Consider the following 19,063-nt stretch of genomic DNA (forward strand, 5'->3'; position numbering starts at 1 on the left):
TGGCCGGGGTTTCTGATTAGAGAAGTAAATGATTACTTTACTTTCCGGATGTAAATATTGCCGTTAAAGTTTTTGAACATAAACTCCGGGCCGCCGCCATTTACCGAACCGTAGAGCCACTTATCGAGTTTCACGCTTTTGCCGCCACCTACTTTCATGAGTTCTTTATTGTCGGTATTTTTGTTAAAATTCATTTCAAAATCGCTGTAAATTTCGCCGTTGTCGGCTTTCATTTTGGTCGAGAACTTTGCCGAAGCAGGTAAGGCTACGTCGATTTTGCCGTTCATGCTGCTGAAAGCCATGGGTACGTTAGGCGTGATCTTTTTTAAACTTACCTGCAAATCGCCGTTTAAAGTATTGGCTACTACCGAGCCGGACACATCGGTTAACCGGATATCGTCGTTTAAATTACTGATTTCCAATTCGCCGTTTACGCCTTCCACAATAACTTTTCCGTTGTTCATGGCGCTTAGTTTCAGCGAAAAATCGCGGGGTACTTTTATGTCCAGGTCCATGTCGCGGTTAAATGCGTTGGCTCGTACTACCACGCGATTGTTGTCTTCGCTGGCTTCCAGGCCCAGGCTGTTGTTCGGAATCCGGCGCAAGCCATTCGCATCGGCATCGTTGTGGCGGCTCCGGCGGTCGTTGTCGTCATCGCCCCGGCCCGAGTACCTGATTATGACGTCTTTGCCCGAGTGGGCGCTTACCTTAATGGAGCCATTCATTAAATCTACTTTCAAACTGCCTGGCTGACCGGGTTTGGTTAAATTTACGACTAAGCTTTTATTGTCGTTTTGAGCCGCGACAGGCTTGGGGGTTAGTATAATGGGTAAGGCAAAGGCTAGGATATAGAGTAAGCGTTTCATGATGGTGGTAATTTAAATATTTTTTAAATTTTTAGTTTTTTAATTCTTATTGACATAGCTGCTGCCTTGCGTTGTAAAAGGTTTTATTCACATAGTACACTATGGCGCGGATTTACTTCCGTGACTTTCGAATTAGATTTGTTGGCATAGCTACGGCTATTGCTTTGTTTGCTTAGTGAAGTTGTTTCATTGCTCAAGTCTTGTTCTTTTTGTGTCAAAACAAAAAGAACCAAAAAAACTCGACGATTTTCAACTCGCTGCCGCTCAAACACAAAATCGTCGAGTTTTGCACCTGGCTCAAGCTGTTTGTTCTATAGCAACTAAGGGCTTTTTGTAATTTTATAATTTTTAAATTTTCTGTTATCTCTACTATCGCGAGCGTCTTCGCTCGTGATGATTATCGTCCGGCCTCTGGCCGATTGGAATTTGTTGCTGGGTGGCATTTAATTTAAGTTTATCAGTTCGCCCGGCCAGAGGCCTCCCACATAGTAGCCACGAGCGAAGACGCTCGCGCCAGCAAGAATTTTTAAAATTTATAGCAACTTTCAAACCTTTCAACCTTCCAACTTTTCAACTTTCCCACCTGCAACTTGCAACCTGCAACCCGTTATTTCCCCTGCCGCACGTAGACGTTGCCGTTGAGGGTTTCGAAGCTGAAGGTGGGGCCGCCTTTCCCGAGGCGCATGGCCTGGCGACTGTCTACTTTGTATACGGTGCCAGTACCTTTGTTTTTGGTGTTCTGCACGGTTTGCGCGGGTAAGGTTTTCAGGCCGTCGAAATCGCTGTAGAACTCGCCGTGCATGGTTTTAAAAGTAAAGTCGGCGGATAAGTTGGGTTTAAACACCACGTTCAGCTTTCCGTTAATCGTCCGGAAATCGGAGTCACCGGTGGGGTTTTTGGTGTAGGTTACGTCTACGTTGCCGTTTACCGTGTTAGCCCGGGTAGTACCTTCGATGTTGCTGATTTTAATCGGGCCATTAACGTTATTGGCTTTTACGGTGCCCTGGGTATTAGCTACCGTTACCTCGCCATCGTTAATAGTAGATACTTCCAGGTTGGTTTGGCGGGGTACTTTCACGATAATATTAAAGGCAAAATCATAATCTTCTTCCTTGTCGACGTTCATGCTGCGCATGCGGCCTTTGCGGCGGTAGATAAAAGGCGCTTCCAGGTAAACGTACACCGTGTCGCCGGAAGCTTCGGTTTTGAGTTGCACTTCGCGCATGCCTTTTTCGGCGTCAGCCTGGGTTTTAGCGGTAATGGTTTTTTCGGCGGTAAGCTCTACTTTGTCGCCGGTAGAGCCTTCCACTCTTACATCGCCCTGGATATTCTGAACGTAGAGCACGTGCGTACCAGTTGGGGTATTAAAGCTGACGCTGCGCGATATGTTTTCGGTTAATTTCTGGGCAAATGCATTCCCAGTTAGCCCGCTGTACGTGAGTACCGCCAGACTAAGTAACATCTTTTTCATAGGACTAATGGATTAAATAAGTACGTTGATGGTTTGTTTTACTTTGGTCTGCACGGCCTGATTTAAATCTTTTTTGCGCAAAAGTTTTTGCAGTTCACCCACCGATTTTTTCTCCTGTAAGCTTAGCATAATATCGGCGAGGGCAATTTGCACCAGCGGCGAATCTTGCTGGCTGATGGCGGCAATTAAGCCTTCGCGTACGGCGGGGTTGCTGGCGTGCTGGTACAAAGCTTCGATGGTGGCTAAGCGTACGTTCACGTTCGGGTCGTTATTTAAGGTTTGCAGCAAAGCCCGGATTACTTTCGCATCAGCCGTTTCCAAATCGCTGGTCAGGTTCACGGCTTTCAGGCGCTCCGTGGCCGATGATTGTTTAAGTAAGGTCAGCATCATTACTTCGCGCATGTTCTGTACCTCGCCGGTTAAGTGGCTCAGCTCTTTTTCGTAAGTTTTAGCGGGCGTCATCCGGAACCCAATGCCTATGCCAATCGCCAGTATTATTACCCCGAAAACCATTTGCCCGAACACTTGCGGTACGCTCCACTGTGCCAGCCAGCTCCCGAAAAAACCGCCTTTAGGGCTTTTCTGCGGATGTGCTTTTTTATAATCTGCCAGCATTTCCTGAAAATCAGCTTTCATGAAGGGGCTGGGGGCCAGCGTTGGTATATCGCCCAGCTGGCAATACAAATTTTTAAATTCCTGTATTTCGGAAGCTTTAATATGACCTTGTTCCAGGTAATCCTGCAATTCCGCTTCCTGCTGCAGGGTTAAAGTGCCCTCCAGGTGACCGGTTACTAAATCTATGTACTTCTCATCCATCATATCTCTTGCCGCTCTAATTGGGTATAAATATTTTTTAAATCCTGCATCGCCCGAAATACTTTTACTTTAACGGCTGCCTCGGAGCAGCACAGTATCTCGGCAATTTCTTTGTATTTTAAATCCTGGTACCGGCTCAAAATCAACACTTCTTTTTTATCGTGACTTAGCTGGTTCAGGGCTTTTTGTAGTAATTGTATTTCCTCGTCTTTTTTGGTTTGCTCTTCTATATTGTATGAGTTGTGCAAACTGTTTTCTACCGTAGTAAAATCATCCGAAAAACCTAAACGACTGTCTTTGCGGTAATGGTCGGCGTATACGTTGCGGGCTAAGTGGTACATCCAGGTGGTAAATTTACCGTCGCCGGTAAACGTGTGTTTGTACTTCAGCATCCGCATAAAAACGTTCTGCACTAAATCTTCGCTCACCATTTTGCTCGACGTAAACCGGTAAAAAAAGCTGTACAGCACCCGGTGGTACCGGTCAAACAGCAATCCCAGGCGGTCTACGTCTCCGGATTTTACTTTCAGCATTAAAGCGTTATCGGCAAGTGCGTCCAAGCGAAACAGCGTTTTGTTTTTCAGATTCGGAAAGGGAAACTGCGGGTTTGGTGAATGGTTACAAAATATTTTTAAAATTTACCCCTCCGCCTCCGGCACCTCCCCTAAAAACAGGGGAGGAGATGCGGTAGTTGTGGTATAACTAGCTTTATTACTAAATTGCTATCAATTTAATTTATAATTATCAGTTGTTTAGGTTCATTTGATACGGTGTTAAGTTAACAAAAGAAAAAAACTAATTGATTGATTTGCTCTGGCATAAAACTTTCTAGAAAGATTTAAAAAATTTTGAAAATATGCGGCAAGGGCAAATTCATTCGGTTGATTATTTATTGGAAAACAGGAGACAGTTGCGGCAAAATTTAACTTCGGCAGAAGCTAGGTTATGGCAAGCTTTGCGGGGGAGTAAATTGGCAGGTAGGAAATTTCGTCGACAACATAGTATCGAAGATTACATTGTCGATTTTTATTGTCCGACGGAAAAGTTAATTATTGAATTAGATGGGTTAATGCATAATCAAACAAGCATCAACTTAAACGACCAGGAACGAGACGCCCGGTTAAAGCAACTGGAGTTTATTGTTTTGAGGTTTGACAACTCTGCTATAATAAAAGACTTAGGAAAAGTGTTGGCTACTATATCGTGTCATTTTCGAAAGGTGTAAACACTTGCCTACTTTAATCAGCAAATAAGATTCTTCAGTTTCTGTTGTGCTTAGAGTTAGTGAAACGCTCTAAGTACATTTTGTGCGGCCAATCTCTGATTGGCATGTAAGCTCTAGTAAACGCCAATCACCTTGGTTATGCGTAGAGACCGCTTACGCGGTCTCTACGCATAACCAAGGTGATTGGCTAGCTATAAATGCGAAAAAGGCATGGAAGTAAATCCGCGCCATAGTAGGTGGAACTCTCCGCCAAACCAATGAAAATTTTAAAAAAATTTAAGTTTTTGCGTCATTTTGCAACGCACGTACTACAAAGCAAAAGCAGCATCTCCTCCCTTGTTTTTAGGGTAGGTCCCGAAGGGGGAGGGGTTCAAAAATTCCGTATACCACTTACCCGAAGCCTTTACTATCCGTTGCTGGGTTTCAAAATCGACATACACCAGGCCAAACCGGGGGTGGTAGCCTTCAGCCCATTCAAAATTATCCGTGAACGACCATACAAAATAACCGTCAACCTTTACGCCTTCTTGTTTGGCTTTGAGTACTTGCTTTAAATGTTCCTGAATGTAGTGTAACCGTTGCGTGTCGTTTACCTCGCCGTTAATCACTTGGTCGGGGAAAGCGGCGCCGTTTTCGGTAATGATTAATTTCTTGATCTGCGGGTACTGGTTGTACTTGTGCAGGATGTGGTAAATAGCGGGCGGGTACACTTCCCAGTTCATCACAGTAGAAGCTACCCCGCGCTTTTTAGGGGGCACCAAAGCTGCCTGCAGAAAAGGCGTGAAGAACGCGTACTTAACCATTTCGCGGGTATAATTCTGAATGCCGATAAAGTCAAATTCAAAAGGCAGCAAAGCCTCGTCGCCGGGGCGCATAAATTCCTGGATGCGGCGCAAATAAGGCACGTCGGCGATGGGATAACCTAAACCCAAGCCCGGTTCTATAAACAAACGGTTGAGAATAGCGTCTGCCCGGCGGGTAGCTCCGTGATCGCGGATGAGGGTGGGGCGGTACGGTTCCAGGTGGGAACAAGAATACGTGGTGCCAATTTCGGCGTGCGGCAAAGCATTTTTTAAAATCCGGCCACCTTCGGCTTGGCAAAGCGCGGCGTGGTGAGTAGCCGCCAGAAAAGATTTAATGCCGCGCCGACCAGGAGCGTGTACGCCTAAAAAATAACCAGCGCCTACAAAAACCATGGGTTCGTTCAGTACCATCCAGTATTTGATGCGGTCGCCGAATTGGCTGGCGCACAAATGAGCGTATTCCTGAAACCAGGAAACAATGTCGCGGTTAGTCCAGCCGCCACGGTATTCGAGTTCCTGCGGTAAATCCCAGTGGTAGAGGGTTACCCAGGGCTCAATGTTGCGTTCCAGGCAACCATCAATCAATCGGTTATAATAATCAATACCTTTTTGATTTACCTGACCGTGGCCTTTTGGCAAAATGCGCGACCAGGCCAGCGAAAACCTAAAGTTCGGGATATTCATCTGGTCCATGAGGCAAATATCTTCGCCGTAGCGATTGTAAAAGTCGCAGGAATGGTTGGCGTGGTGACCCGATTGAATTTTGCCTTTAATGCCCGAAAAAGTATCCCAGATAGAAGGCCCTTTGCCATCGGCGGTATGGGCGCCCTCAATCTGGTGCGCCGCCGTAGAAACACCCCATTGAAACGTTTCGCCGAAAGCTGCCCGGGTTAATGGTTGCTCGCTGGTTTGGGCCTTATCGGCAGTAGTATTTTTTAAAAAAGTTTGCTGCATCTGGTTATTTACTCAAAACGCCGGAAGTAGGCTTCCAGCGTTTCCATTTTTTTAAATTTTTTAATTTTTGGTGTCATCCTCACTAGCCTTCGCTGGTGCGGGCTTGCAGCTCGTACCATAATCTTCATTGGTATTTTAGTGATACGAGCTGCAAGCTCGCACCAGCAATTAGTTTTTAAATTTATATCGCCAGTCCGGAGACTGGCTTTTGTCTATCGATCCAAGTGACGCTGCGCTTAACTTTGGAACCATCCGTTTCTGAAATACTAAACTACTGGCTGGTACTTATCCGCGGCGTGTTCCTGTAAAATCTGATCAATAATTTGTTCGGTTTCGTTCGGGTAATTTACCGGGATCACCGAGCCATTTTCGAGCCACTCCTGAATAACCGGCAAGTGTTTGGTTTTAAGCGATGGAATAACCGGTACGCCCATTTTTTTTAAAGCCGCCGCGTTGCATTGTTGTTCATACTGACTTTTCATGGGAATGGCTAGCAGTTTCTTACCCAGGTATAAAGCTTCGGCGGGCGTTTCAAAACCAGCGCCGCACAATACGCCCGTGCTGGTAGCCATGCTTTTCACGAAAGCTTCGTTTTGAATCGGGTTTACCTGAATGTTTTTGTGCCGGAAAGGCGTTTTGTTATGCTTCGAGAACACCTGCCAATCCGTATTTTTAAAATTTTTCAATTGGTCAATCAGCTTCCAGTCGTCGTAGGCGGGCAGGTAAACGGTAATATGCCCTAGGTTGTCCGGCGTAAGTTCGCGTACCTGCGACCGGATAACCGGGGTAAAAATATTTTCGCCGAACCGGCCGAAATGGAAGCCGTAGTGGTGCGTGGCCGGCGCGTAATTTTTTAAAATAAACTTACCGAAAACATCTTCTTTTTTGGGTTGCGGGGCTTGGGGCGCCAACACCGCGCTTTGGTGACTCAAGGCCACGCAAGGCTTCTTTCTAAAGTAACAAGCCCAGGCCGAGACCGGCTCAAAATCGTTCAGTACTAAATCATACGACTCAATGGGCAACTGCCGCATTTGCTGGTAAAAGGCCCGGGAGTTTAGCTTGCCAAAGGTTTTTACAAAATCAACTCCGCCTTTTTTGCCGAAAATAAAGCTGAGGCCGCTAAACTGATGGTGTACCGGGTAAGGCAAAGATACATCGGCCTGGCAGCCGCTTACCAGAATATCAACTTCGCCGCGTTGTTGTAAAATGGGAATTATATCTAAAGCCCGGCTTAAATGACCATTGCCGGTACCCTGTACGGCGTATAATATTTTCAAGCGCCTTTTAATTTAAATTCCTGCATTAAGTTTTGCATGAGTTCCGGGTAGTTTAATACTTCCGATGCCGTGTCGGGGAGTTCTTCCTGGTGCGCAAGAGTGGCATCGTCGTGGTAGCGGTACAAATGCCATTGGCCGCCGTAGTATTCCAGGGCGGTTAAGTTTTCAATCCAGTCGCCGGAGTTCAGGTAAGTAACCGAGCCGGCGGTAGTAGTTATAGATTTTATTTCCGGGTGGTGAATGTGGCCGCACACCACGTAATCGTAGCCATTGTCAATAGCAATATTAGCGGCCGTTTCTTCAAAATTGTTAATAAAAGCTACCGCACTCTTCACCCGGTTTTTAATGCTACGGGATAAGGATATTTTGTTGCCGTTGAGTTTCAGCGATAAAAAGTTAACGAAGCGGTTAATCAGAATTAATAAATCGTAGCCCACGGCGCCCAGTTTGGCGAGCCAGCGGGAATGCTGCATAGTTACGTCGAACACGTCGCCGTGGAAAATCCAGGCTTGTTGCCCGTCGAGTTCGAGTAATAATTTGTTCTGGATAGTAAATGAACCCATTTTAAAGCCCACAAACTTGCGCAGCATTTCGTCGTGGTTGCCGGTAATGTACTGCACTTTCACGCCTTTGGCGATTAAACCCGTCAGGTACTTTACTACCTGCATGTGCGCCTTGGGCCAGTAACTTTTACTAAACTGCCAGATATCAATAATATCGCCGTTCAGGATAATCTTTTTAGGTTTAATGCTTTTCAGGTAACGCAAAAGTTCTTTGGCGTGGCAGCCGTAAGTGCCCAGGTGCACATCCGAAATAACCACCACGTCCACTTTTCTTTTTTTTACGCCCATAATAATCGGGTAAAAACCTTATGCGGTGGGAGTTTGGTCGGACTTTAACGCCGAATAAAAAGAATGCAGCCGATACAAAACAAACTGATCTACTAATTGCCGGAATAAACGAGTGAATGCTTTCATAGTACTTCCGATTTTTAAATTTTAATCCTGAAACAGCGCCACCCGAAAACCAATGATTTAAACATATCAACCGGTACCTGGTAAGGCAACTATTTATCAATATCTAAAACTACGAAGCAGGTATTAGCCTATTATTATCCCTAAGTTAAGTTTAGGTAAACAGCCGTAAAAACAGGAAATAAAATTAGTGTATTACTATTAACCCTCTTCCTATAAGATTAAGTGTAATTTTAGTATTTTGGTTTAAAATTTAACCACTTTCATTAATAAATGATTGAATTTTAAGAAATGCGGTCAAAATTTTAAGGTATAAAATTAATTTTATTTGTTTTTTATGAAATTATGCCTTGAAATTAAAGGCATTATTCAGTTAATTGTCAAATATGATTAACTGAATATTTTTAAATTATTTTAAAAATCAGGATAGAAACGGAAGGGTTTTCTGAAATATAATAAATGATGTTCTTTAAAATCTAAGTTTTGTAGCCGTTAGTTGGATGATTTGTAAATTTTTCAATGATATTTTCACTTTAATTAATTATTTGTAACTATGCATAGTATCAAATCAATAATTAATAATAAAATATCTGATTGATTGAGAAGAAGTCTGGTAAAAGCTTAACCGTCCGGCCAACGGTTATGTTTCCTACCTAATGGATGCAAATTCTTTTAATCTTTAAAAGGGAGATAATTTATGGCAAGACAAGTACTAATCCTGTTCTGGCCTGGTAGCCAGAAATAAAATTTAAAAAATAGTAGCTGCTTAAAACCCAAGTTGGTATTCGAAAGCAAATAGATTAAAATAAAATTTATCTGCTTCAAGAGCAATAACCGGGTTAAAATTTTAAAAATTTCAACATTTCTTTAGCTGCTATTTTCAAACAATAGAACCATTAACTAACAAGTTATCTGGTTCTTGCCAAAACCAGCAGTTTACTACTGTTTTGAATGATTCCGGGTCTGGAGTCTGTTCAATCCTATATTTTGCGCTTTACGTTTCCGGTTATTTTTCTATTCTCAGGCAGTATTTGTCCGGAGCCAGATAATTATTGCCTGTAGCAAAGTACTATAACCGGAGTTCTGATTTACGTTCTGACGTCTTTCGCAGGAAAGAGAGGCGCCTATGGCGTGGCCGTTACATTACTTGTCTACACAAAAACAACACCTAATCATTAAAATTAAGATTTATGAAGCGATTACTACTCTTATATGCTCTTGTTACCCTGGCATTGTCGCCGGTACTAGCGCAGCAACCGATTAAAGTCTCAGGAAAAATAGTAGATGCTGATTTACCCTTACCCGGAGTAACCGTGTTGGTAAAAGGTACTACCACCGGTACCGTTAGTAACGCAGAAGGAATGTATACTTTAGAATGCCCACCTACCAGCACCTTAGTGTTTTCCTTTATTGGGTACACTTCCCAGGAAATTGCCGTGGGTGGTAAAACCAGCATCAACGTAAGCCTGGCTACCGATGCTACCCAGTTAGGTGAAGTAGTAGTAACCGCTTTTGGTATTGAAAGAGAGAAAAAAGCTTTAGGCTATACCATACAAGAAGTGAGCGGTAGCAAACTGGCCGAAGTAAAAACATCTAACGTGGTAAATAATCTTTCGGGCCGAGTAGCTGGGGTGCAGGTAAATAGCAACGGCGGGCCAGGCAGCAGTTCAAATATCGTTATCCGGGGAATGGGTTCGGTAAGCCGAAATAACCAACCGCTAGTAGTAGTAGATGGCGTGCCTATTCAGCAAGCTAATACTTTAGGGGTTGACCCAGCAACCGGACAGCGAACCAGAAATGAAAGCCGCTTTGGGGGTGGTATTTCTGAAGTGAATCCGGAGAACATTGCCTCTATGTCTATCTTAAAAGGACCTAACGCAGCTGCGCTTTACGGTTCGCGGGCAGCTAATGGCGTTATATTAATTACCACTAAAAACGGCGCGGGTACCAAAGGCATTGGGGTAGAAATTAGCTCCAGCGCTACTTTTGAACGGCCTTTAGTAAAGCCGAAATTTCAAAATACCTATGGCGGAGGTAACGGTTACCGCACCTGGTTTAACAATGGTCGCAGCGGGGCAATTACTGACCCCCGGGAAATAGAGCAGTACCGGGCCGCTTATGGCCCTAATGCGCCGCTAAATGGCACCGAAGGTACTGACGAAAGCTGGGGGGCACCCATGGACGGCCGCTTGGTGCGTCAATGGTGGACCGGCGATGAGGTAGCCCCTTTAACGCCGCAACCCAATAACTGGGAAGAATACTGGGAAACCGGAAAAACGTTTTTTAATTCAGTTGCCCTGGTCGGAGGTAATGATAAAGGCAGCTTCCGCTTGTCAATAGGCCGTCTGGATCAAAAAGGAATTATGTTTAACAACGATTTTAAAAGAAACAATGTCAACCTGAATTCTTCTTATAATCTCACTTCTAAATTAAAGGTTACCACTAGTGCCGAATATATAAAATCAGGTTCTGATAACCGGTCTTTTCAGTCGAGCCAGGATTTTATCTGGGCGCACCGTTCGGTTTCCTGGGATCAGTTGAAGAACTGGCGCGATTACGTGGGTGTCCACAACCAGCTTCCGGGCGATAACCTGCCACCTAACTGGCAACATACCTTCTTTGTGAATCCGTTTTACGAGCAGGAGTTTCTTACCTACGCGAATGATAAAGACAGGTTAAGAGGAAATATGTCTATATCGTATGACTTCAATGATAAATTTAGCTTAATGGTAAGAAGCGGTACCGATTACTGGAGCGATACCCGCACCAATATTACCCGTTTCGAGCGCATTTCCGGGGGCAACTTCCGGGCTGGTCAGTTTAACGAAGAAGTGCTGCGCAGCCAGGAAACCAACCACGATGCGATGCTGACCTACAAGCAGGATTTCGGACCGGACTTCTCTTTTAATGGCCAGTTAGGCGGTATTTACCGCAACAATTTCTACAAGCGTAACTTTACCCAAGTAGAGCAAATGGTAATCGATAAGCTCTATACACTCAACAACAACGCCAGCCCTAACACCAATCAAAGCGAAACGCAGGAGTTTAATGTGCAAAGTCTTTTTGCCGCGGCGCAGTTTGGTTTCCGCAACTCGCTGTTCCTGGATGTAACCGGCCGTAACGATTGGTCTAGTACCTTACCCATTAACAAAAATTCTTTCTTTTACCCATCGGTATCGGTGAGTGCAGTAGTTACCGATTTATTAGGTATCAGCAGCAAAGCTTTGTCTTTTGCCAAAGTAAGAGCCAGCTGGGCCCAGGTAGGGAACGATGCTGATCCATACCAATTGTACCAGGTTTATGACGCTAAATCGCCCTGGAACGGCGCTATCCCGAGCTTCGGCGAAAGCACCGATATTAACAACGCTGGCCTGAAGCCCGAAATTACCACCGGCCAGGAAGTAGGCGCCGATATCCGGTTCTTAGGCGGTAAAATTGGCTTAGACGCTACGTATTACACCAAGAGCACCAAAGACCAGATTCTGGGGGTAGAAATATCCAAAGCTACCGGTTATAACCGCCGGTTCTTAAATGCCGGGGAAGTTACCAACAAAGGCGTGGAGTTAATGTTAACCGGTACCCCGGTACAATTAGGGAATGGTTTCCAGTGGGATATTTCGGTAAACTATGCCCGCAACCGCAGCAAAGTAGTAGAGCTCGCTGAAGGTTTAACCACTTACACCCTGTATACCACCCGCGGACTTTCTACCGAAGCCCGGGTTGGTCAGCCTTACGGTACTTTCTACGGCACCGCGTTTTTACGCTCTCCCGATGGCCAAATTGTGTACGACAAAGAACGGGGTACGCCCTTAGTAGCACCGGGTCAGAAAGTACTAGGTAACATTCAACCCGACTGGATTGGTGGTCTTTCTAACTCGTTTTCTTACAAAGGTATTTCTTTAAGCGCTTTGATTGACGTAAAAAAAGGCGGCGATATTTTTGACGAAGGCACCGGTACTGCCCGCTGGACCGGCCAATACGCCGAAACCGCGGTAGGTCGTGAAGAAGGCGTAATAGGTAAAGGCGTGAAAAACGTTGGTACTGCTGATGCGCCGGTTTACGTGCCCAACGATGTAATCGCCGATGCCAAGTTATTCTATAGCTACAACAACCCGCGTACTTACCACGAATCCGCGATTTTTGATGCCAGCTACGTGAAGTTACGCGAAGTAAGCTTAGGTTACCAACTGCCCACTTTCCTGACCAAAGCCATTCGTGCGCAATCTGCCCGTATCTCGTTTGTGGGTCGCAACATGGCTATCCTTTTCAAAAATACCCCGCACATCGATCCAGAAGTTGACTCTCAGGGTGGTAACGCGCAAGGCTTTACTTACGGCCAGTTACCTAACAGCCGCAGCTTCGGGATGAGCCTCGACGTGAAATTCTAATAGAGCTTTTATAAGGCCAGGAAAAGAAAAGTCCCCCTTGGGAGGGGGTAGGGGGAGGATAGAAACAGGGTACTTCCTGTTCTGTAAAAGTTAAGTCACTTATTTATTTCAAAAAAGATCTTATTGATATGAAAATATATTCCAAAATTAAAATAGCCACTTACGTGATAGCCGGAGCTTTTGTGGCGAGTGCCTGTACTAAAGACTTCGAATCCATGAACGTTAGTCCCAACAAACCCTCGGCGGTAAGTTCGGCGGTATTGCTGCCCAACGGCATTGAGTCGAGCGTGGACCGTTACTGGGGACACCGGGCCCGTTTTGAACGCATTAACCTGGATGGCGGCATGTTGTGGGTGCAGTACCTGGCCCGTAATATTTACTCCGACGAAGGCGATAACTATAACATGAGCCCCGCTTATTACACCAATAACTGGAAGGGCTTTTACAACGACGCGCTGCAAAACTTTCAACGGATTATTATTCAGTCTGGCCCGGAAGGCACCGCACCTAATGCCAACTACGAAGGCGCTGCCTTGGTGATGCGTTCCTGGGTGTTTTCTTTACTAACCGATATTTACGGCGCTATTCCGTACACCGAAGCCCTGCAAGGTACCGCCGAAACACCCATTTACACGCCCAAATACGATTCGCAGGAAGCGGTATACGCCGGTTTACTGGAAGATTTAAAAATCGCCAACGAAAAGTTAACTATCGGTGGTCCGGCTATTTCGGGCGATATTATGTTCGGGGGTAAAATTGACATGTGGAAAAAATTTGCCAATTCCCTGCGCTTAAAACTAGCCAACCGGCAAGCCGCTAAAAAACCAACCGAATCGCGGGCAATTATGGCCGAAATTTTAAGCGATCCGACTAAATACCCGATTTTTACTAGCAACACTGATTTTGCAGTACTTAAAAATGCTAACGGTTTACCCAGCAACAACGAATGGAACCAGGTAATGATTCAGGAAAGCCGCACAGACTGGAACCTGAGCAAAACCTTGGTAGATAAACTGCAAGCCCTGAACGATCCGCGCTTGGCGGTTTACGGCCAGCCGGTAAACAACCAATACATTGGCATCCCGAACGGTTTGCCCGATGCGATTGCGACCACGTACCTGGCTACCAGTGCTAAAATTGGTACTTACTTTTTGCAAACAACTACCCCCAGCGTAATCATGAGTTACTCCGAGTTACTCTTTACCCTGGCCGAAGCTGCCGTTGATGGCGATATAGCCGGCGATGCCCAAATGTATTACGAACAAGCCATTGCGGCGTCGTTTGGTCAATACGGTTTAACCATGCCGGCTGATTACCTGACCACCGCCGGACCTGCTACGAAAGAAAACATTCTGACTCAAAAGTGGATTGCCTTGTTTGGTCAGGGCATTGAGGCCTGGACCGAATACCGCCGCACCGGTTATCCGGTTCTGCCTACCCCCGATACCCGGGCCATATTCCTGAACGATGGCGTATTACCTACCCGTTTGCAGTATCCATCTACCGAGTACTCGCTAAACAAATCGCAGTTAGATGCCGGCATTTCTTTAAACGGCGGTGCCGACGACAAAAAAACTAAAATGTGGTGGGCAGAATAGTGCTCAGTGTGAAAAAATTTAAAAATCTAAATTCTAAGCGTATCAATCATGAAAATAAAGCATCTAAATAAATTTTATACCCTGCTTTTTGCCTTAAGCTTTTTCTTAATGAGCTGCGAAAAAGAAGACGAACTGGTAGTAGACCGTGTGGTGTCTCCGGTTTTAGTTACCGTATCTGGTTCCAGCTTTTTGGCTACCGAGCCGGTAAAAGTAACCACGGGTATTTACGAACTGGATAAAAGCGGTATTCTGGATAACAAAGTAGGTATTGATACCATTCCGGTAACTGGTTTAGCTGTGAAGGTAATGCTGAATAACGCTGCCATCACCGAATTAACCACCGACGCAGCGGGCCAGGTAAGTATGGAAAAAACCTGGGCCGAACTGGGATTGGCTGCTCCTACCCCGGGTAAATTTCTGGTATTGGAATGGTCGGGTTCGCACAAAGGACAAGCTTTTACGAAAACGAGCCGGGTAGTAGTAAAATAAATTCCGAAACCGCTACCGCATATGCATAGAAGAGATTTTCTTTTAAAATCCGGCGCATTGGGGCTGGCCCTTGCCATGGGGGCTAGTTCCTGTGCACCAGGTAATAGTATTTACCGCGGTAGCGCAGCTAATGCGGGCTCCCGGCGCTTACCCCGGGTTAAAATTTCCCTGGATCGGGTGGTAAAAGAAACCGTGGGTCTGCGGCCTTACCGTCTTTTGGGCCCACGGTTAGACGTAGAGATGCTCGGTAATAAAACCATTGTGCACAATTACGGGCACGGCGGCAGTGGCTTCTCGCTGTCGTGGGGAACCGGCCAGATTGCCGCCAACAACGCTGCTGCTACTGGTAAAAAAGAAATTGCAGTAATTGGCTGCGGCATTGTGGGTTTAACAACTGCCCGTTTGCTGCAGGAAAGAGGAAAAACCGTAACCATTTACGCTAAGGAGCTGTGGCCCAAAATTACGTCCAGCATGGCTACCGGCACCTGGTCGCCGGCTCATTTGCTCTGCGAAGACGAACACATTACTCCGACGTTTAAAGCTACCTGGGAGCAAGCCTGCGCTTATTCGTTCCGGACGTACCAGAACCTGCTGGGTTTAGGCGATATCGTTACCTGGATCGATCATTTTATTATTGGTGGCCGCACGCACAAAGAAGAGCCCAAGTTGCACATCAAAGGCCAATTGCCGGAACCAGTAGAATTAACCCGTCGGCAGCACCCGTTCCGGGCCCAGGAAGTGGTGAATCAACCCAATATGGTTTTTAATATTCCCTCGTACCTGCGCCTGCTCACCGATGATTTTTTAAAATTCGGCGGCAAAATTCAGATACAGGAGTTTAAAACTTTGGAAGAAGTAGATGCGCTGTGGGAAGATTGCATCGTGAACTGTACCGGTTTAGGCGCCAAAACCTTATTTAACGACCAAAACTTAATGCCTATATCCGGCCAATTGTCTTTCCTGATTCCGCAACCCGAAATTAATTACCGCTTAAGTACGCCTAATGGGTATATTATTCCTCGGAAAGATGGTTTGGTGCTGGGTGGTAATGCCATTCGCAATAACTGGAATACGACGCCTAATCCGGAACAAACAAAGATTGTAATTGCTGCATTGAATGATGCTATGATGGGAATGCGGAGCTAAAGCTTTTTTGCCATAGCTGCGGCTGTTGTTTTCAATTCCTATGATGTGGATTTACTTCCGTGACTTGCTAATCGAGCAATAGATTCTCGTTCGCATAGCTACAGCAGTTGCTTTATTGTAAAGTGGAGTTGTTTCATAGCTGTGGTATTTGTTCTTTTTGTCTTGACACAAAAAGAACCAAAAAAGTCAAGACGCTAAAAACTCGCTGAACGCTCGAACAGTTTAGCGTCATTTTTTGCACTTGGCTAAAGTTATCTGTTGCATAGTAGGCTGGTAGAATTTTAAATTTTTTAAAATTTTAAATTTTTGTCATTCAGGAGGAAACTATTTAGCTACGCAGCAAAGGATTTTCACTTAAGTAAAAGTCCTTTTTATGATACATGTAAACCTAGTCCATTGAAGCCGTTGTAGATAAAAGTCACCCTTCGGAGGGGATAGGGGAGGACCAATCCCCACGAATATTATTTAGTAAATGCTGCCTGGTAAATGTAAAAAAGCTCCCCGCCTTAGATAAGGAGGGGTTGGGGGTGGTTGATCCTCTTCTCGTTAGATAACCAGTCGCAATTATCGCAAATTCTTTTTATCTTAATGCAAATAGCAGTTAAAATAACGTTTCAAGCCGCAGAAGTATAAAATAGATAAATTTTAACCGGTAAAACAAATCACCTATAACCCAATACTTATTATGCCGAATAACTCCAATTCCAGAAGAAGCTTTGTTAAAAAAATAGGTGGTTTGGCTAGTTTGCTGACGGTTAGTCCGGCATTAGCGGCCTGGAAAAGCGAAACGGGTTTAGTGATTCCGGAAGTAGCCGCCGCCGAAGATGTAACGAAAGACGAAGATTACTGGGGTTTTATTCAGCAGGCCTACTCGGTTTCGCCGAACATTATCAACCTGAACAACGGGGGCGTAAGTCCGCAACCCATTGTGGTGCAGGATGCCTTGAACCAGTATAACCGCATGAGCAACGAGGCGCCCAGTTATTACATGTGGCGCACCTTAGACGAAGCCCGCGAATCGGTGCGGATGAAATTAGCGGATTTAGGCGGTTGCTCGCCCGAAGAAATTGCCATTAACCGCAACGCCAGCGAAGCCTTGGAAACCATTATTTTCGGCATAAACCTGCAGCGCGGCGACGAAGTGGTGCTAACCAAGCAAGATTACCCCAACGTGATTAACGCCTGGAAACAACGCGAAAAGCGCGACGGCATTATTTTAAAATTTATCTCTCTGGATTTACCTATCGAGGATAATCAGCTTATTGTTTCTAAGTTTAAAGAAGCATTTACGCCCAAAACCAAAGCCGTCATGATTACCCACCTGATGAACTGGTCAGGGCAGATTTTACCGGCGGCCCTCATTAGCCGGGCGGCGAAAAAACATAATCCGGCTATTCAAGTGGTTATTGATGGGGCGCATTCTTTTGCCCACATTAATTATAAAATTCCGGATTTGGAAGGCGATTACTACGGTACCAGTTTGCACAAATGGTTGTGTTCACCGTTTGGCACCGGCATGTTGTACGTAAAGCAAGCGAAAATTAAAGATTTGTGGCCGTTGCTGGCGCCCGAAGATCCGCAAAGCCCGGACATCCGCAAGTTCGAACGGCTGGGTACCCGTTCTTTCCCGACCGAAATGGCCGTGGGGCACGCGATAAATTTTCATAATACCATTGGCAACGAACGTAAGCAAAAACGACTGCATTTTTTAAAAAATTACTGGGTAGAGAAATGTATGAACGTGCCCGGCTTCTCTACGCAAACTTCCCTGAAACCAGAATTTTCGGGAGCGTTATGTACGTTTGCCTTAAAAGGCGTAGAGCCCAGCCAGGTAGCCAGCGAATTATTTAAACGGGCCCGCATTCATACGTCGGCTACGGTTTGGGAAAATATCAGCGGGGTGCGCATTACCCCGCACGTGTACACGCCTCTAAAAGATTTAGACCGGCTGGTAAATACCATTCACGCCATTGCCAAAGAAAACGTAACCGCCGCCAACCGCACCAGCACAAAATAAGTTTTTGCAACGCAATTACCGCGGCGTAACTTCATGAAATTTAAAAACCGGCCTGCTTTTCTTCCTAACCAAAATGGTAACGAAGAAGAGCAGGCCGGTTTTTGTTACTAAATAAAACAACCAGCAGCCGTGTTGAGAAAGGGGTTACTAATTCTAAATATCTCAAAGTCTCTTTCCAGACTGATTTTTTTAAATTCTTAACGCTAGTGCGAGCTTGTAGCTCGTATCTTATTTTTTATCAAGATATTTCGCTGGTATGAGCTGCAAGCTCGCACCAGCGAAATATCTTTTGACCGAATTATCTAAAAATTTGGCCCATCATTAAGGATGCCTGTAATTGTTTATTAGTCATCAGTCTCGCTGCGCTAAGGCTGGTGCCAGTTAAAATGGTTCTCAGTTAAAAAAGTTATAATTACTTCTTCGCTGTCTATTATCTTTTGTCCTTTGTCTGTCGTCCATCGTCTGTGTACCATGGACTATCGACTAACCTCTAATGCATCGCGGCGATTACCGAAATTTCTACGTTAGCGTTGCTGGGTAAACTGGATACCTGCACCGTTTCGCGGGCAGGTGGTTCTACGGTGAAGTACTTGCCGTATACCTCATTCACTTTCGCGAACTGGCCCATGTCTTTTAAGTAAATAGTAGCTTTTACGACGTGCCGGAAATCCATGCCGGCTCCTTTTAAGATGGCCTGTAAATTTTTAAGCACCTGGTCGGTTTCGGCTTCAAAACTTTGCGAAGCTAACTGGCGGGTTTGCGGATTTACCCCCACTTGGCCGGCAACAAACAAAAAGCCATCTACCAAAACCCCCTGACTATAAGGCCCAACGGGTAAAGGAGCCTGATCGGTTTTAATTATCTTTTTTGCGGGTTGATTGGGGTTGCTGGAAGTCTGCCCGAAACTGGCCGTGGCTGATAGAAAAACAGCAGCACCGAATAGGAAAAAACACTTTTTCATGGATAAATCAGGTTAAAACGCAACAGATGTATGAGAAAAGTAAAAGAATCAAGCATTTTTTTAGCTTTTAAACCAGTT

Annotated in this window: 14 protein-coding genes; 6 read left to right on the plus strand and 8 right to left on the minus strand. The window is 45.3% G+C overall.

Annotated elements, in window-relative coordinates:
* Nucleotides 1-32: 32 nt before the first annotated feature.
* The 4 genes from HUW51_RS09145 to HUW51_RS09160 all read right to left on the minus strand — a co-directional run bounded on the left by HUW51_RS09145 (nt 33) and on the right by HUW51_RS09160 (nt 3,713).
* Nucleotides 33-866: a DUF4097 family beta strand repeat-containing protein gene (locus HUW51_RS09145; RefSeq protein ID WP_185273668.1), complete on the minus strand. Its 834-nt coding sequence runs from the start codon at nt 864-866 to the stop codon at nt 33-35.
* 607 nt (nt 867-1,473) lie between these two features.
* The gene (locus tag HUW51_RS09150) at nt 1,474-2,337 is read right to left on the minus strand and encodes a hypothetical protein (protein ID WP_185273669.1); all 864 of its coding nucleotides are present in this window, start codon (nt 2,335-2,337) and stop codon (nt 1,474-1,476) included.
* A gap of 12 nt (nt 2,338-2,349) precedes the next feature.
* The gene (locus tag HUW51_RS09155; RefSeq protein WP_185273670.1) at nt 2,350-3,156 is read right to left on the minus strand and encodes a HEAT repeat domain-containing protein; all 807 of its coding nucleotides are present in this window, start codon (nt 3,154-3,156) and stop codon (nt 2,350-2,352) included.
* Complete coding sequence (locus HUW51_RS09160; RefSeq protein ID WP_228466979.1) at nt 3,153-3,713, minus strand: RNA polymerase sigma factor; 561 nt, start codon at nt 3,711-3,713, stop codon at nt 3,153-3,155. Before HUW51_RS09160 ends, HUW51_RS09155 begins: the two co-directional genes overlap by 4 nt.
* Before the next feature lie 296 nt (nt 3,714-4,009).
* Here HUW51_RS09160 and HUW51_RS09165 point away from each other — a divergent pair, with 296 nt between their 5' ends.
* Entirely contained in the window at nt 4,010-4,378 is a 369-nt protein-coding gene (locus HUW51_RS09165) for an endonuclease domain-containing protein (protein ID WP_185273671.1), read from the plus strand.
* 308 nt (nt 4,379-4,686) lie between these two features.
* Here HUW51_RS09165 and HUW51_RS09170 read toward each other — a convergent pair whose 3' ends face one another.
* The 3 genes from HUW51_RS09170 to HUW51_RS09180 form a co-directional block, all read right to left on the minus strand.
* Complete coding sequence (locus tag HUW51_RS09170; RefSeq protein ID WP_185273672.1) at nt 4,687-6,135, minus strand: GH1 family beta-glucosidase; 1,449 nt, start codon at nt 6,133-6,135, stop codon at nt 4,687-4,689.
* A gap of 266 nt (nt 6,136-6,401) precedes the next feature.
* Nucleotides 6,402-7,412: a glycosyltransferase family protein gene (locus tag HUW51_RS09175; protein WP_185273673.1), complete on the minus strand. Its 1,011-nt coding sequence runs from the start codon at nt 7,410-7,412 to the stop codon at nt 6,402-6,404.
* The gene (locus tag HUW51_RS09180; RefSeq protein WP_185273674.1) at nt 7,409-8,263 is read right to left on the minus strand and encodes a UDP-2,3-diacylglucosamine diphosphatase; all 855 of its coding nucleotides are present in this window, start codon (nt 8,261-8,263) and stop codon (nt 7,409-7,411) included. Before HUW51_RS09180 ends, HUW51_RS09175 begins: the two co-directional genes overlap by 4 nt.
* Before the next feature lie 1,313 nt (nt 8,264-9,576).
* Here HUW51_RS09180 and HUW51_RS09185 point away from each other — a divergent pair.
* The 5 genes from HUW51_RS09185 (at nt 9,577) to HUW51_RS09205 (ending at nt 18,024) form a co-directional block, all read left to right on the plus strand.
* Entirely contained in the window at nt 9,577-12,774 is a 3,198-nt protein-coding gene (locus tag HUW51_RS09185; RefSeq protein WP_185273675.1) for a SusC/RagA family TonB-linked outer membrane protein, read from the plus strand.
* A gap of 128 nt (nt 12,775-12,902) precedes the next feature.
* Entirely contained in the window at nt 12,903-14,372 is a 1,470-nt protein-coding gene (locus tag HUW51_RS09190) for a SusD/RagB family nutrient-binding outer membrane lipoprotein (RefSeq protein ID WP_185273676.1), read from the plus strand.
* Nucleotides 14,373-14,420: 48 nt separating this feature from the next.
* A complete protein-coding gene (locus tag HUW51_RS09195) occupies nt 14,421-14,861 on the plus strand; it encodes a hypothetical protein (protein ID WP_185273677.1) in 441 nt (146 codons plus the stop codon).
* Nucleotides 14,862-14,882: 21 nt separating this feature from the next.
* Complete coding sequence (locus HUW51_RS09200) at nt 14,883-16,007, plus strand: FAD-dependent oxidoreductase (RefSeq protein WP_185273678.1); 1,125 nt, start codon at nt 14,883-14,885, stop codon at nt 16,005-16,007.
* A 685-nt stretch (nt 16,008-16,692) separates the two neighbouring features.
* Nucleotides 16,693-18,024: an aminotransferase class V-fold PLP-dependent enzyme gene (locus HUW51_RS09205; RefSeq protein ID WP_185273679.1), complete on the plus strand. Its 1,332-nt coding sequence runs from the start codon at nt 16,693-16,695 to the stop codon at nt 18,022-18,024.
* Nucleotides 18,025-18,514: 490 nt separating this feature from the next.
* Here HUW51_RS09205 and HUW51_RS09210 read toward each other — a convergent pair whose 3' ends face one another.
* Nucleotides 18,515-18,985: a RidA family protein gene (locus tag HUW51_RS09210; RefSeq protein ID WP_185273680.1), complete on the minus strand. Its 471-nt coding sequence runs from the start codon at nt 18,983-18,985 to the stop codon at nt 18,515-18,517.
* Nucleotides 18,986-19,063 lie beyond the last annotated feature (78 nt).

Source organism: Adhaeribacter swui, assembly GCF_014217805.1.
GTDB classification, from domain to species: domain Bacteria; phylum Bacteroidota; class Bacteroidia; order Cytophagales; family Hymenobacteraceae; genus Adhaeribacter; species Adhaeribacter swui.